Raw genomic sequence first — 14426 nt, forward strand, 5'->3', positions numbered from 1 at the left:
ATCAGTTGAAGTTGGTGCCGGACGGTGCCTTCGGCAGGTCCTCGCCGAGCGCGGCGAGGTTGTTGAGGTTCTGCTGCTCGGAGTCCTTGTAGTTCACGTAGTTGCCCTGGAGGCCCTTGGAGATTCCCTCCAGGGCGTCGTGCAGCATCCGCGCGTAGACGTCGTACTCCGCCATCAGCGTCTGGAACTGGTTGTGGGCGATGCCCTGCCAACTCGCTTCCAGACTGCTCACATACGTCTTCAGCTCCGCCAACTGCCCGGCGATCTCGCTCGCCGTGGACATCGTGTTGCTGGAGGCGGTGGCCAGGTACTCGGGTGTGACCCGGTACGTGACGCCACCGACGCTCACAGAAGGCTGGTCAGCCATGGAATCCGCCCTTCCTCGCCCGATACCCCGGCAGTCAAACACCGTTTGGGCCCGGTCCGGGCCGCACGAGCCGCAGTGAGCAGAGTCTGAGCAGGTTCTGAACGCGTCGGGAGCGGGGGCCCCGGGCCGGTCAGTCGGGGAGGTGGCGGGCGAAGCGGGCGTGGGTGGTCTGGCGGCTGGTGCCGAAGGCGCGGCCGATGGCCTCCCAGGAGACGAGGGAGCGGCGGGCGGCGCGGACGGCTTCGCGGCTGAGCGCGGGGGCGGTCTCTTCGACGCGGGCGACGACGCGCAGCGCGGTGAGGGGCTGGTCGCGGGAGAGTTCCTCGACGCGCCGCCGCAGGGCGGCGAGCATCTGCTCGACGTCGTGGGGGACGGCGCCTTCGGTCGCGGTGACGTGGTACTCCCAGTCGGCCATCGGGCCGGTGCGGGAGTCGTTGCCCTCGGTGGCGTCGTCGTCGCCCCGGATGATGGGGTGGGTCTCTGCGCCGCGCCAGCCGCACTCGCAGGCGCCCTTGACGCCGATCGCACGGGGGCCGTCCGCTCCGTTGTACGACCACCAGGGCTGACGGCCCTCGGGCGGCGTCGCCGGTTCCGCGCCGTCGGCCAACACCGCTGTCACATAACCGGTGTGGCGCCGGGTCTCGTCCACCCACTCCATGGCTCAGCCCTCTCCGCACCGGGAAAAACGTTCCTCAAGGTTCCCTGACAACGCGCTCGGCTGTCAAAGAATTTTGACAGCCGCGCCGTTGGTGCCTGCCCCGGAGGCCCCAGGTGGCTCACGCCTCGCGGAGGGCCTGTTCCACGGCGGTGCGGACGCGGGCGTCCTCGGCGGCTTTGCGCTTGGTGCGGGTGCGGCGGGTGTGGAGGAAGGCGGCGACGGCCAGGGCGAGGAGGACGAGGACGAGGGCGCTGAGGGTCCAGGGGAAGGCCCAGGTGTGGGCCGTGGACTGGACGGTCTTGAGCTGGGTGGTGGAGCCGGAGGCGTCGGTGAACAGCGGGGTGAGGGTCACGGTCGCGGTGAGGCGGACGGCGGGGGCCACGTCGTGGACGGGCACGCTCACCTTCCAGCTCTCGCCGGGGAGCAGTTCGGGCGGCGTGGCCGTCTTGCCGCCGGTGACCGCGAACCAGCCGAACAGGCCCTTGAGCTTGACCGACTGACGGGTCGACATGATCGCGTTGCCGGTGTTGCGGATGCGGTAGGTGACGGTGGCGTCGCCCTTGGAGAAGGGGGCGGCCGTACCGCCGTAGGAGACGTGCAGGTCCTCCACCGCGAGCGTGGGCTTGATCGCGCCGCTGACCCGCAGCTTGATCTTGATGCCGAGCCGCCGGTCGACGTTGATGCCCTGCGCGTCGTCGGGCTGGGTCAGCGAGGTGAGGATGCCGCCCACGTAGTCGCCGGGCGTCGCGTTGGCCGGGATGGCGAGGGTGAAGGGCACCTCGACGGTCTTGCCCGGCTGGACCACGACGCGCTCGCGCGCCGCGCGCGCCCACACGCCGATCGCGCGGGACTTCTTGTCGGCGGGCAGCAGGTCGAGTTGGCCCTTGTCGGTGGTGAAGCCGTCGGCGGCGTACACGCCGAGGTCGACCGGCGCCTTGCCCCGGTTGGCGACGACCATCGCGTCCTCGACCTTGCCGCCGGGATTGACGGCGTAGCTGTAGCTGGACCGGTCGGCGCCGAAGCTGTTCGACGCGGTGCGTACGGTCCAGGCGACGTCGCCCTCGGCGGCGGCGGCCGGTCGCGCGGACAGACCGGTGACCGCGAGGGCGAGGAGCAGCGCCAGGACGGCGGTACGGACGAAGGTGGCGACGACGGTCGTCCGGCGGGTCACGGGCACATGCATGTCGGGGTCCTCGGGCGTTCTGGTCGGAGCTGTCGGAGCTGAGGAACCGGTGGGGCGGGCGCCCGCGGGCGCCTGCCCCACCGGGTGGTGCGGGGTCACTCAGGTGGAGCGGTCAAGCGGGCGGGATCAGCTACTGAGCGCGGTGATCGTGAGAGTCGCGCGGTAGTCGCCCTTGGCGACGCTGCCCGGGATCTTCAGATCCAGGTCGGCGCCGAGCTTGGCCGTGCCCTTGGTGTGACCCTGGTCCGCCCAGCCGAGGCCGCGCGAGACGGACAGGCCGGAGCCGCCGTCGTAACCGGAGTTGACCGTGCCGCCGGCCTTGGCACCCGCGCCGGGGGCGAGGATCTTCGGCGTCCAGCCGAGGTACGCGCCGGAGAACTTCTTGGCGCCGTCCGTGAAGTCGCCCACGCTGGCCGAGATCGACCAGGGAGCGAGCGAGCGGCGGCTGTCCGACACGACGATCGGGTTGATCGTGCCCGCCGCGTCGAAGTAGTCGCCGTCGTGGTCCTTGGCGGTGCCGAGGTCCACCAGGCCGTTGTAGCCGTCGATGGTCCAGCCGAACTCGCCGGGGGGCGCGGTGGGCACCTTGACCGCGAGGTCCTGGCCGGTGCCGTGGTACGGGTGCACCGTCACCTTGTCGACGACCGAGCCGATCGGCTGGCCCTCGGGGGTGTTGACGCAGGAGACCTGGCCCAGCTCGACCGCCGCGTTGGGCGCGGTGCAGGTGCCGCTGCGCAGGTTCTCGACGACGAGCTTGTCGTTGCGCACCTGGACCTTGACGTAGGAGCGCACGTGCTCCTGGTTCTGCACCGAGTTGTACCAGTAGCTGTCCGGGTTCAGCGGGTCGGGACCCTGGCCCGTGACACCGGTGCCGCTGCTGTCCGGCTTGGTGATGTCGTAGTACTTCGAGCCGGACGCCGAGTTGGCCGTCACGTAGAGCACACCGCCGGGACCGGGGTACACGTCCGCCTGGCCGGGCTGCTCGGCCGCGTCCGCCTTCTGACCGTTCTTGATCAGGTAGCTGCGGGAGTAGCTGTGGTCGTGGCCCTGGAGGACGACGTCCACGCCGAGCTGCGAGAAGGCGGTGGTGAAGTCGGTACGGCGCTGCTTGTTGTCCGAGTCCTTGGCGTGGCTGGCCGGGGAGTAGATCGCGTGGTGGTACGTGAGCACCTTCCACTTGGCCTCGGAGCCGTGCTTGTTGATGATGTCGGTGACGTACTTGACGTGCGCCTCGTCACCGCCGCCGCCCGAGGAGGCGGCGTAGCTGTTGCTGTTCAGGTCGATGAACAGCACGTCCTTGTAGATGTACCAGTAGTCACCGCCCGAGGTGTTCGAGCCCGGGTTGCCATTGGCGTAGTACGGCGCCGAGCGGTCGGTGTTCGGGGTGTACAGGTGCTGCTCGTACGCCTTGCCGCCGACGTCGTGGTTGCCGATGGTCGCGGCCCACGGGTACTGACGGAGCTTGTCGGGGGCCAGGAAGGAGTCCCACTGCGCCTCGGTGTTCGCGGTCTCGACCTGGTCGCCGCCGGACACCAGCAGTTCGGCGTTCGGGTTGGCGGCCAGCGAGACGTCGAGCGTGTCCTTCCAGCCCGCCTGGTCCTTGGCGAGGTTGCCGGAGGAGCCGATCTGCGGGTCGCCGTAGAACAGGAAGTCGTAGTCGCCCTCGAAGTCCTGCGTCTTGAAGGCGTAGGTCTGCGACCAGTTGCCCACGGAGCCGACACGGTAGGAGTACGCCGTGTTCTCCTTCAGGCCGGTGATGGTGGCGTGCCGGTTGAAGCCGCCGCTGGTGGCGATGTTCGCCCCGCCGATGGCGTCGAACGTGGCGGCGTCCGCCGGGAATTCACCGTTGACCAGGGTCGCGGTCGGGGCGGCCTGGATGACCTGGGCCGTGTCGGCCGAGGAGTACCAGGTCACCGTGCGCTGCGTCTCGTTCGCGCCGACACCGAGGATGATGCTGGTGAGGGCGGCGGGGTCGGCGGCCACGGCGGGGGAGGTGAGTCCCGCGCCTACGGCGAGCGCCAGACCCATGGTGACCGCGGTGGCCCCGGTGACCACGCGGCGTCGTACGGACCCGTGGGTCCGTACCGATCTGATCGATCTCATCTGTGTTTGTTCCTTTTTGGACGGAACTGCATGGAGCTGAGGTCATCAAGCTCCCATCGGTTGGTAAACAGGCGGCAAATGCGATCTTCGCCTGACCTGAACTTCACCTCAGTTGAAGGCTCAGCCACCGCCCACCCGTTGCAGGAACCACACAAGTCCCATAAGCGCTACACCTGCGGAAACGGTGCCGGTCACCCAGAGCCCCGCGGTCGGCGAACGGCGGCGCAGCAGGGCCAGCAGCGGGAAGACGACGGCGATGATCGACAACTGCACGACCTCGATGCCGACGTTGAAGACCAGGAGGGAGCCGAGCAGCGTCCAGGACCACGCCTGGTCGATGCCGAGCGCGCCCGCGAAGCCGAGGCCGTGGACGAGGCCGAAGCAGAAGACCACCGCGAGCCGCAGCCAGCCCGCCCGGTCGAGGGCGACGTGGTCGCGCAGGAAGCCGCGCCCGCCGGAGCCGGGCCCCGAGCCGGCGGCGCCCCAGGCCGAAGCGCCCGGATCCAGGTCGGAGGCGTGGCTGCCGCGCTGCCGTATCCGCCACAGGTGCCAGCCCGCGACCACCGCGATCGACAGCGCGATGACCGGCTCGACCAGCCGCGACGGCACGTCGACCGCCCCGAGCGCGGCGAGCATGAAGGTCACCGAGTGCGCGAGCGTGAAGCTGGTGGCGGCGAGCACGATCTCGCGCAGCCGCCGCGACCCGGCGATCAGCGCCAGCAGGAACAGGATGTGGTCGGTGCCGGTCAGCAGGTGCTCGGCGCCCAGCCGGAAGAACTCCCAGAACCAGGCGTACCAGGGCTGGTCGATCGAGAAGGACGGGTGCGCCGCGTCGAGCGCCGCGCTGCCGGAGCGGCCGTCCAGGTCGTACGTGACGATCGTCTTCGTACCGCGGACGTATGTCTCGCTGTCGGGGAACAGACCGCTGCGGACCCGGTGGTCACCGGCCAGCTCCTGGCAGTCCCAGTCCAGCAGCAGGACGGTGTACGGCACGCCCTCCTGCCGGTCCATCGTGAAGTCGCCGACCTGCTCCGGCGCGCACGCCTTGCCCGCGGCGGTGACCGAGAAGCGCTGGGTGACATAGGCGACGGCCGACTTCTTGTGGGCGTTGAGGGCCGCGGCCTGCGCGGTGGTGTCACCGGCGTCGAAGGCGCCGTTGCCGGTGCGGAAGAGGTCGTCGTCATGTTCGGCATCGGCAGCGGATATGACAAAAAGGTCGTATTCAAGCTTGAGGGAAGTACGGACATGGCCTTCGTCCGCCGCCGTCACATGGACGTACGCGGTGGACGAGAAGCCGTGGGCGAACGCCGGTTGGACGGCGCCGAGGAAACCGATCAGCGCCGCGGCGATGCAGATGACGGCGCGACGGACCCGCTCTGACATGGGACTCCTTGGGTAGGAGGAGCACGCTGCACGTCACGGGTGAACTGAAACCGGCGGGTCGGCGAACCCTGGGCCAACAAGGTCCGCAAAGGCGTTCGAGGTTCCCCACGGAGGCGATCGGCGTCGCAGGATGGACCCGCGGCACCCGCCCATGGCTCTCACCAGGGCGTTCTCTCGTCACACCGTTCACAGCAAGCCCTCGGCACCTCGCTCACCCCTTATCGCTCAGCACTCACCGCTCACCGCTCACCGCTCAGCACCCATCGCTCAGCAGTCACCGCTCACCGCTCACCACTCATCTCGGAGGACGATCGACGTGCGCCCCCCGCTTCGGGCCGTTGCCATGCTGGCGGCGGTCACCGCGCTGGCCCTCGGAACCGCCGGATGCGGCTCCGACGACGACTGGTCGCAGCCGCGCGCCAAACCCTCGCCCGTCGGCACGCTCGGCCCGCGCTTCGTGGACAGCGTGTCGCCGCCCGCGCCCGAGTCGACCGTCACCCCGGCGCCCGGCTCGTGGGAGGGCGTCCACCCGCCGAAGGGCTACCGCGTGGTGCTGCTCAGCGCGGGCACCGACCGGCCGACGCGGTCGCTGGTCGACGCGGTCGAGAAGTGGGCGGACGAGGAGCACGTCAAGCTCAGGACCGTCGTCGCGGACGGTGCGGCCGACCTGCTGCCGAGCGTCACCAGGGCGCTCGACATGCACGCGGACCTCATCGTCAGCGCGGGCAACGACCTGATCGACCCGCTCGTGCCGGTCACCGCGAACCACCTGTCGCAGCAATTCCTCGTCGTGGGCGCGGAGTTGGCCGAGCCGACGCACAATGTCACCGCCGTCGACTGGTCCGGCGCGTCCTTCCGCGGCGAAGGGCTCGGCATGTCCTCGACGTACGACGCCGGTTCGTTCACCGCCGCGCGCTGCGCGGCCTCGATCAGGGCGGGGGTCGCGGCCGTGCTCAGCGACCTGACCGGGATCGTGATCTGGCTCGACAAGGTGTAGGCGGAGCCGCGGCGACCGCCCGGAACCGCGAACGGCTCCTATACTCCCTGCTCATGACCGACATCGACGAGCAGGGCCGGCCGCTTCCCCCCGAGACGGGCGGGGAGACCGAGACACTGCTGGGCTTCCTCGACTTCCAGCGGGCGACGCTGGCGTGGAAGTGCGCGGGACTCGACGCGGCCGGGCTCGCGGCGGCCCTTCCCACCTCCGCCATGACGCTGGGCGGCATGCTCAAGCACCTGGCGTACGTGGAGCAGTGGTGGTTCTCGCAGTGGCTGGCCGGGCGGTCGCCGGAGGCGCCGTGGGACACGGTCGACTGGTCGGCGGACGCCGACTGGGACTGGCACTCGGCCGCGGACGACACCCCGGAGCAGATCCGTACGCTCTGGGAGGACTGCGTCGCGCGCTCGCGTGAACTGACCGCCGCGGCGCTGGCCGAGGGCGGGCTCGACACGCTCTCGCGGCGCGCGGACTCGGCGGGCCGGGCGCCCAGCCTGCGCTGGATCCTGTTCCACATGGTCGAGGAGTACGCGCGGCACGTCGGCCACGCGGACCTGATCCGCGAGTCGGTGGACGGCCTCACCGGGGAGTAGCGGACGCGCCCCGCCACGCCCGCGACCGGCGCGAGCCCCGCTACGGCCTCGGCCCGTCCTCGCGCAGCGCGCGGTCGACCAGGGCGCCCGCCGCGCCCGGGTACGCGGTCGGGTCGCACAGGGCGGCCAGCTCGTCCGGGCCGAAGTGGCCGGCCAGGTCAGGAGATTGGGCGAGGACGTCGGCGAGCGGGCGGCCGGAGTCGGCGGCTTCCGTAGAGGCCGCGGTGAGCAACGCGCGGGCGGCGGCCTTGCCGAGACGCGGGGTGAGGACGGCCACGATCCGCTCCGAGACGACCTGACTGCCCGTCATGTCCAGGTTGTCACGCATACGGGCGGGGTGGACGGCGAGCCCCTCGGCCAGTTCCGCCGCGGTGTGCGAGGCCCCGCCGACCAGTCGCAGGCACTCGCGCAGGAACTGCCACTCGGCGTGCCAGACCCCGGCCGACCGTTCGTCCTCCGCGACCAGACACTGCGTCAGACCGGCCGCCAGCACCGGGACTTGGAGCGCCGCGCTGCGGATCAGCGTGGACAGCACCGGATTGCGCTTGTGCGGCATCGCCGACGACGCGCCGCGCCCCGTGACTCCCGGCTCCGCCACCTCCGCGACCTCGGTCCTGGCCAGCGACTGCACGTCGACCGCGATCTTGCCTAGGACGCCCGCGGTGAGCGCGAGCGCCGCCGCCAGGTCCGCGACGGGCGTACGCAGCGCGTGCCAGGGCAGTACGGGCCTGGCGAGGCCGGTCTCGTCGGCGAAGGCCGCGACCAGCTCGTCCAGGTACTCCCCCGGGTCACCGGCCCGCCCGCCGCCGTCGACTCCCGTACCGGCGGCGGTGTCCCCGGCACCGGCACCGTACCCGTCGACCCGCGCGTACGCGAGGTATCCGGCCAGCGTGCCCGCCGCCCCGCCGAGCGAGACCGGCAGCCCGTGGTCGAGCAGCGCGGCCAGCCGGGCGTCCGCGTCGAGTACGCCCTGCCGCCAGCCCGCCGCCTTGAGGCCGAAGGTGGTCGGCACGGCGTGCAGCGCGAGGGTGCGGCCCGCCATCGGGGTGTCGCGGTGCTCGGCGGCGAGCGCGGCCAGCGCGCGCTCGACCCGCGCGAGGTCGCCGCGGATCAGCCGCAGCGCCCGCCCGGCGACCAGCATCATCCCGGTGTCGAGGACGTCCTGGCTGGTCGAGCCGCGGTGGACGTACTCGGCCGCCGCCGGGTCGTGTTCGGCGACCGCCCGGGTCAGCGCCTGGACCAGGCCGACCACCGGGTTGGCGGTCTCGCGGGAGGCGAGCGCCAGCGCGCGCAGGTCCATCAGGTCGGTGTGCGCCGCCGCCGCGATGGCCGTGGCCGCCGACTTCGGCAGCGTGCCGAGCCTGGCCTGCGCGCGGGCCAGCGCGGATTCGGCGTCCAGCATCGCCTGGAGCCAGGCGATGTCGGACACCGCCGCCTCGACCGGGGTGCCCGCCCGGACCGGCGAGAGCAGCCCGGCGTCGATGAGGGTGTCCTGCTCACTGGGCCGGCTGCTCATACGATCACTCCGAAGGTGTGGGTCTCGGCCAGGACGGCGGGGTCCGCGCCCGAAGCCCCGGCGACAGCGGCGGAAGCGCCGACGCCGGAACCGGCACCCGTGGCCCCCTCGCCGGAAGTCCCGTTGCCCGCGGCCCCGCTGCCGGAAACCCCGCTCCCGGAAACACCGTTGCCGGAAGCCCCGCTCCCGGAAGCCCCGCTGCCCGAAGCCCCGGCCCCGGCCCCGGCCAGCCTGGCCGCGGGGACCGCGCCCCGCGCCTCTGTGTCACCGGCGCCCCGGCCGCCCGCCGCCAGCGCGAGCAGCGCGCACGCGATGGACTCCGAGTCGCCGAGCGTCACCGAGTCGACGCCGGGCCTGATGCCCGCCGCCGTGACCCAGTGCACGGACTCGGTCGGCACACCGTAGGCGAAACGGCGCGGATGCGCCTGCCCGCGCGGGTCGAGCAGCCGGTAGGGGCGCTCGGTGACGGCGAGGCCGCCGGACTCGTATCCGCCGCCCGAGCCGGTCGGGATGCGGTACGGCGCGCACTGCTCGGTCGCCATCAGATAGTTCAGCAGCGGCTCGGCGGTCCGGCGCAGGTCCGGCTCCGGCAGCCGCGCCTCGATCAGCGCGGAGGCCACGACCGGCGGCCCCGGCACGACATGCGACGAGGCGACGAAGGCGGGCCTGGCCGGGTCGAGGCGCACTTCGGTGCCGGGTCCCGTGACGACCAGCACCCGCGCCTCGATCAGCGCGATCATCTCCTCGATGCGGGAGGCGGGGGGCCCGATGGACAGGAAGGCGTTCATCGGGGTGTACCACCCCTCCAGCTCGTCCCGGTGCGACGTGCCGTCGAGTCCGCCGTGGTCCACGGCCAGCCGCACCTCGTTGCGCAGATCGCGCAGCACGTCGAGCGCGGCCTTCAGCGGGCCGCTGACATTGCCCGCCCTGGCCTCGCGCACATCGCGCGCCAAGTACCCGAGCAGCCAGACCCTGAACTCCTCCCGGTCGGCGAACCGCCGTCCCAGGTAGGGCGTCAGCAGCCGCTCCCAGCTCCAGCGCTCCTCCGGCTCGACGCCGTACTTGTCGAGGAGTTCGGTCTCCTCGCGCGACCCGGCCGTCTCCAGGAAGCGCACGCCCAGCTCCGCGCCCTCCGCCGCGCGGTCCTGGGCGTGCAGCAGCGCCTGGTAGTAGACGCTCTGGACCTCCTTGGAGATCAGCGGCCACAGATGGGTCCGAAAGTGCAGTCCGGGACCGCCGGTCGCCCGGTCGCGGGAGGCCGCGATGTAGGCGGGGGTGAGCAGCCGCGGGTGGTAACGGCCGTACGCGCCCTTCTGGTTCTCGCCGCGCGCGTGGTACGGGACCCCGCGCCGGGAGGTCGCGTACAGCGACGGCTCGCGCCCGGAGGGCAGATAGACCAGCCGGTCGCCCTCCCTGCGGAAGGTGCCGCCGCGGCCCGCGGTGAGCAGCGTCATGTGGTCGAAGAAGTTCAGGCCGAGGCCCCTGAGCAGCACGGTCTCGCCGGGAGCGATCCGGGACAGGTCGACGTCCGCCGGGTTGGCGGGGGTGATGTACGTCAGCCGGTGGATCGCGGCCAGCGTCGCGGTGCGCTCCTCGCGCGGGGTCGGGCGCGCGGCGACATGGCCCTGGGCGAGGACCACCGCGTCCAGCCCGTGCAGCCATGTGCCGTTGTCCAGCCGGATGCTCTGCGGCCCGTCCGGGTCGCCCATGGCGTCGGCGACGGCCACCGCGCGCGAGCGGTGTTCCTCGACGGTGACATGCGCGGGCGCGTTGCCGGTGATCCGCAGGAAGCAGGAGCGCAGGTAGCGGCCGTAGAAGGCGCGGGTGGGGTACGAGTCGGGGTCGAGCCGCCGGGCCTCGGCCAGGTCCTCCGGGTCGTGCGCGTCGGGCATACGGCTCCCCGGCACGGCACCGCCCGGTGCCCCGGCCCCCGGATCGCCGTCCCCCGGCCCCAGCAGGCCCTTCGCCCACTCGTACAGGCTCGGGCCCGGCTCGATGGGGCCGTCGATGGTCACCCGGTCGTCGGTGAAGACGGTGATCTGGGAGGCGACGGTGTTCATCAGCAGATGCCGCGACTGGTCGGTGCGCCAGACGCTTCCTGCCCCCGGCTCGGCGGGGTCCACCACGTGGACCGTCAGCGAGGAGCAGGAGGGCGACTTGCGCTCGTGGGCGCAGAGCCGCTCCAGTACGGACAGGCCCCGCGGGCCGGCGCCGACGAGGCAGACGGCGAGGTCCGCCGCAATGCTCATGGGTCTTCTCCATCCGGTGGCCTGGTCCCCCGACCGGGCACGGGTGCGGGCGCGATACGCCGGTGGTGACCGGCGCGGGCGGTTGCCATGAGGGGAGGCGGAGGCGAGAGGGAACCTTGTGGGCGGGTGTTTTCGGGCAGGGCAAGGCGTACGGGCGGCTCGGGGCGGTGCCCCGAACCGCCGGCGTCGGGTCGTCACGGCATGGGGAGGATCAGCTCTTGCGGGTGAACTCCCGTACCGCGGTGGCGAATTGGGTGGGCTGGTCGAGCGGGAGGAGCGAGTAGCTGTCGGCGATCTCGACGAGGCTTCCCTGCGGCAGGATCTCGGCGAGCCGGCGGCCGTGCGCGGGCGGCATGACGCGGTCCTTCTCGGCCCACACCACCAGCGCGGGCCGGTCGAAGGAGGAGAGCCCCTCGCTCACGCCGACCAGCAGCTTCTTGTCGGCGGCGATACCGCGGAGCACCCGCACCGTGTCGCGCCGCACGTCGGCCTGGGCGAGGATCGGCTTGATCCAGTTCTTGCTGACGGCGTCGCCCCGCTTGGTGAGCCAGCCGAAGGCGATCGGCTGGCGCCGTACCAGCTTCAGCCGCATCTGCTGCATGAAAAGGCCGAAGAAGGTGGGCGACAACTTGCCGGTCATCACGACGGTCTTGCCGGTCAGCCCCGGCGGAAAGTTGTCGAATGCGTCGCAGGACGCCAGCACAATTGAGCCGACGCGCGGCGCGCCTTCGTCCACGAGCAATTGCACGACGGCGCCGCCGGTGTCATTGCCGACCAGGGTGACATTGTCCAGATCCAGCCGTTCGAGGAATTCCCCGACCAGCCGGGCGAGTCCGCGCGGCGAAAGGTCGGCGTCCTCCTTGACCGGCTTGGTGTGGGCGCCCATCGGCAGCACCGGCACCACGCACCGGTGGTCGGCGCGCAGATCGGCGACCACGTCCGCCCAGAGGGTCTCGTCCATCAGGAGGCCGTGCAGCAGGACGAGCACCGGCCCGTCGCCGCCGGTGTCCTGGTAGTCGATCGTCCCGGCCGAGAGTTCGATCTGTTCCATGGTCATACGTCAAACCCGTCTGTCGGCTCGCCGTGGCGGGGTTTATCCGACGGATGCTCCGTCAGCACTCCCCGCATTGGCCTCAGTTGGTGGTCAGCGGCTTGAGCATATCGAGCGGATTGCGCCCGCTCCAATGTCCGTCGACCGCGTACGGCCTGAGCCGCACGAACAGCGTTTCGTGGTGGAAATCGCGTTCCTCGTGCTTCTTCATTGCCCTGACGTGGCCGCCGGGGTAGGAACCGACCGTGTACTGGCGCATTTCCTTGACGCTGCGCCAGAGCGAGAAGGTCGCCACCTGATTGGGCGGCCTGATCAGCGAGGTGCCCTCGAGGAAGGCGGGGTGGTGGGCGGCGTCGCGCTCGGCGTGCGAGGCGGCGGCGACGAACGGCACCACCCGGTTGAGGCGTACCCGGGCCAGGGTGAGCACCCCGATGGGGTGATCGTCCACGGGTATCTCGCGGCGCGGCAGCTCCAGCAGGCCGGGCCAGGCGCCGAGGGTGCGGACCGGCTCGAACCGGGCCCGCCAGCCGTTCTCGTACGGCTTGGCGACCGGGTGCGACAGGAAGCGGTCCAGCGCCTCGTCGTTGTCCCACGCGGCGATCATCGCGGCGCCGGTGGGCTTGACGTCGAACATCGCGCTCTGCGAGCGCAGCGGGCTCATCAGGAAGGGGCTCGCCCAGTGCAGGCCCTCGTGCGCCTCGGGCTTGGGCCCGTTGCGCAGGGCGCTCATGGCCTTGGCGGGGCCGACCTCGGCGAGGTGCAGGGACATGATCATGCCCGAGCCGATACGGGGTGTTTCCAGGTTCTCAGGCACGCTGGCAGTCGCCTTTCGTCGCGTGGGCGCTTCCGGATCTCATCGCGTGGGCTCTTCGACGGGCACGGCGGTCTTCTGGGTCACCAGCAGCCGCCCGGGGTCCTCGCCGGTCTCGCGCCCGATGATCTCGGTGGCGACGCGGCGGCCGGAGTAGATCGCCCCGGACATCGACCCGAACTCGTGGGGCACGGACTCCGCTCCGGCCCAGTGGATCCGGCCGACCGGCTGCTTGAGCGCGGGACCGTACTCGGTGTACAGACCGGGCGGGGCGTAGGCGTGGTAGCAGCCGCGGGTGTACGGCTCCGCCATCCAGTTCTGTTCCAGCAGGTCGTACGGCTTGCCCGCGCGCGGTCCGAAGAAGCGCTCCAGCTCCCGCAGGACCAGGGCGCGTCGCTCCCCCGCGGGCAGCTTGGCGACCTGCCGGGCGGGCGGCCCGGTGACGAAGCCGGTGAGGACGCCGGGTGTGCCGTCGGGCGGGCAACTGTCGACCGTGGCGCGTACCGGGCTGGAGTGGCTGATCACATGCCCGGTGAAGCCCTCGGCGCGCCAGAACGGCTCGTCGTACAGGGCCAGGTACTTGATGGCGGCGCCCATCGTCATGCGCTGGCTGACGTGGTCGCGGTGCTCGGGCAGCGGCGGGTCGTACTCGATCCGCCCGGCCAGCGGCACGGGCACGGCCATCACGACCCAGCGGCCGACCGCCTCGAATCCGGCGCCGCGCACCCGGACGTGCTCACCGGAGTGCTGGATGCTGCGGACCTCGGCGTTGAGGTACGTCTCGTCGTCGACGGTCTTCGCCAGGGTCGTCGCGAGGTTGTGCGAGCCGCCGACGAAGCGGTTCTCCAGGGTGCCGCCGGTGATCTGGGTCATGGCCCTGAACCCGCCGGTGCCGTTGGAGTAGTTGAGGACGTGCAGCAGGGAGACGTCGGCCGGTGCGGCGGCCATGCCCGCCTCGATCATCAGCCGCATCAGGGCCCGGCCGCCCTTGGTGCGGACATTGCGCTGCGTCCAGGACCACATGGTCTCGCTGTCCCACTGGGTGGCGTGCGGGGCCTCCCAGGGGGCGTCCTGCGGTACTTCGCGGCGCATCCGCTCGATGCGCAGCGCCGCCTGGCCGAAGTCCAGCAGCGTGGCCGCGCTGACCTTGGGCGCCATGCCCTTCCAGGGCTGCATCTTGCCGCCGTCGTCGATCAGCCGGTAGCCGGTGTCGTAGACCTTCGCGGTCTTGATGCCGACGGACTGGGCGGCCCGGTGGCTGATCGTCCCGGCCTGGCCGTAGAACTCACAGCCCAGTTCGGCGACCTTGCCGTCCCCGAGGGGCTTGCTCAGCGACCGGCCGCCGAGGCGGGAGCGGGCTTCGAGCAGCGCCACGCTCTTCCCGGCCATCTTCAGTTCGCGCGCGGCCGTGATCCCGGCAAAACCCGCACCGACGACGATCACATCGGCTTCTATCGATGGGTACTCGCTGATGTCGTGCAATGCCCTCTCCTACAGTTCGGGTGTCGATCCGCG

12 protein-coding genes are annotated in these 14426 nt (G+C 71.5%); 2 read left to right on the plus strand and 10 right to left on the minus strand.

Going from position 1 to position 14426, the window contains the following annotated elements; genetic code table 11:
- Position 1: 1 nt before the first annotated feature.
- The 5 genes from ACFY9V_RS15215 to ACFY9V_RS15235 form a co-directional block, all read right to left on the minus strand.
- A complete protein-coding gene (locus tag ACFY9V_RS15215; protein ID WP_223186817.1) occupies positions 2-367 on the minus strand; it encodes a WXG100 family type VII secretion target in 366 nt (121 codons plus the stop codon).
- Between the two features lie 130 nt (positions 368-497).
- On the minus strand, positions 498-1025 hold the full coding sequence (locus ACFY9V_RS15220; protein WP_355344267.1) for a hypothetical protein: 528 nt from the start codon (positions 1023-1025) through the stop codon (positions 498-500).
- 118 nt (positions 1026-1143) lie between these two features.
- The gene (locus ACFY9V_RS15225) at positions 1144-2208 is read right to left on the minus strand and encodes a WxL protein peptidoglycan domain-containing protein (protein ID WP_391161559.1); all 1065 of its coding nucleotides are present in this window, start codon (positions 2206-2208) and stop codon (positions 1144-1146) included.
- Positions 2209-2334: 126 nt separating this feature from the next.
- A complete protein-coding gene (locus ACFY9V_RS15230) occupies positions 2335-4311 on the minus strand; it encodes a metallophosphoesterase family protein (protein ID WP_355344273.1) in 1977 nt (658 codons plus the stop codon).
- A gap of 120 nt (positions 4312-4431) precedes the next feature.
- On the minus strand, positions 4432-5694 hold the full coding sequence (locus tag ACFY9V_RS15235) for a HupE/UreJ family protein (RefSeq protein ID WP_391161560.1): 1263 nt from the start codon (positions 5692-5694) through the stop codon (positions 4432-4434).
- 316 nt (positions 5695-6010) lie between these two features.
- Between ACFY9V_RS15235 and ACFY9V_RS15240 the strand changes: the two genes are divergently transcribed.
- The gene (locus ACFY9V_RS15240) at positions 6011-6691 is read left to right on the plus strand and encodes a hypothetical protein (protein WP_391161561.1); all 681 of its coding nucleotides are present in this window, start codon (positions 6011-6013) and stop codon (positions 6689-6691) included.
- Positions 6692-6744: 53 nt separating this feature from the next.
- Positions 6745-7284, plus strand: a complete 540-nt coding sequence (locus ACFY9V_RS15245; RefSeq protein WP_391161562.1) for a DinB family protein — start codon at positions 6745-6747, stop codon at positions 7282-7284.
- 40 nt (positions 7285-7324) lie between these two features.
- On the opposite strand, the gene ACFY9V_RS15250 is transcribed toward ACFY9V_RS15245, so the two are convergent.
- From ACFY9V_RS15250 to ACFY9V_RS15270, 5 genes are all read right to left on the minus strand, one after another.
- A complete protein-coding gene (locus ACFY9V_RS15250) occupies positions 7325-8800 on the minus strand; it encodes a lyase family protein (RefSeq protein ID WP_391161563.1) in 1476 nt (491 codons plus the stop codon).
- Positions 8797-11049, minus strand: a complete 2253-nt coding sequence (locus tag ACFY9V_RS15255; protein ID WP_391161564.1) for an FAD/NAD(P)-binding protein — start codon at positions 11047-11049, stop codon at positions 8797-8799. The genes ACFY9V_RS15250 and ACFY9V_RS15255 overlap by 4 nt, the downstream gene beginning before the upstream one ends.
- A gap of 211 nt (positions 11050-11260) precedes the next feature.
- On the minus strand, positions 11261-12106 hold the full coding sequence (locus ACFY9V_RS15260) for an alpha/beta hydrolase (RefSeq protein WP_355344291.1): 846 nt from the start codon (positions 12104-12106) through the stop codon (positions 11261-11263).
- A gap of 76 nt (positions 12107-12182) precedes the next feature.
- Positions 12183-12914 carry a spheroidene monooxygenase gene (locus ACFY9V_RS15265; RefSeq protein ID WP_355344294.1) on the minus strand — a complete coding sequence of 244 codons (732 nt, stop codon included), beginning with the start codon at positions 12912-12914 and terminating at the stop codon, positions 12183-12185.
- 39 nt (positions 12915-12953) lie between these two features.
- Complete coding sequence (locus ACFY9V_RS15270; protein WP_391044485.1) at positions 12954-14393, minus strand: FAD-dependent oxidoreductase; 1440 nt, start codon at positions 14391-14393, stop codon at positions 12954-12956.
- Positions 14394-14426 lie beyond the last annotated feature (33 nt).

Origin of the sequence: Streptomyces sp. NPDC008317, assembly GCF_042955955.1 — a bacterium.
Classification (GTDB): domain Bacteria; phylum Actinomycetota; class Actinomycetes; order Streptomycetales; family Streptomycetaceae; genus Actinacidiphila.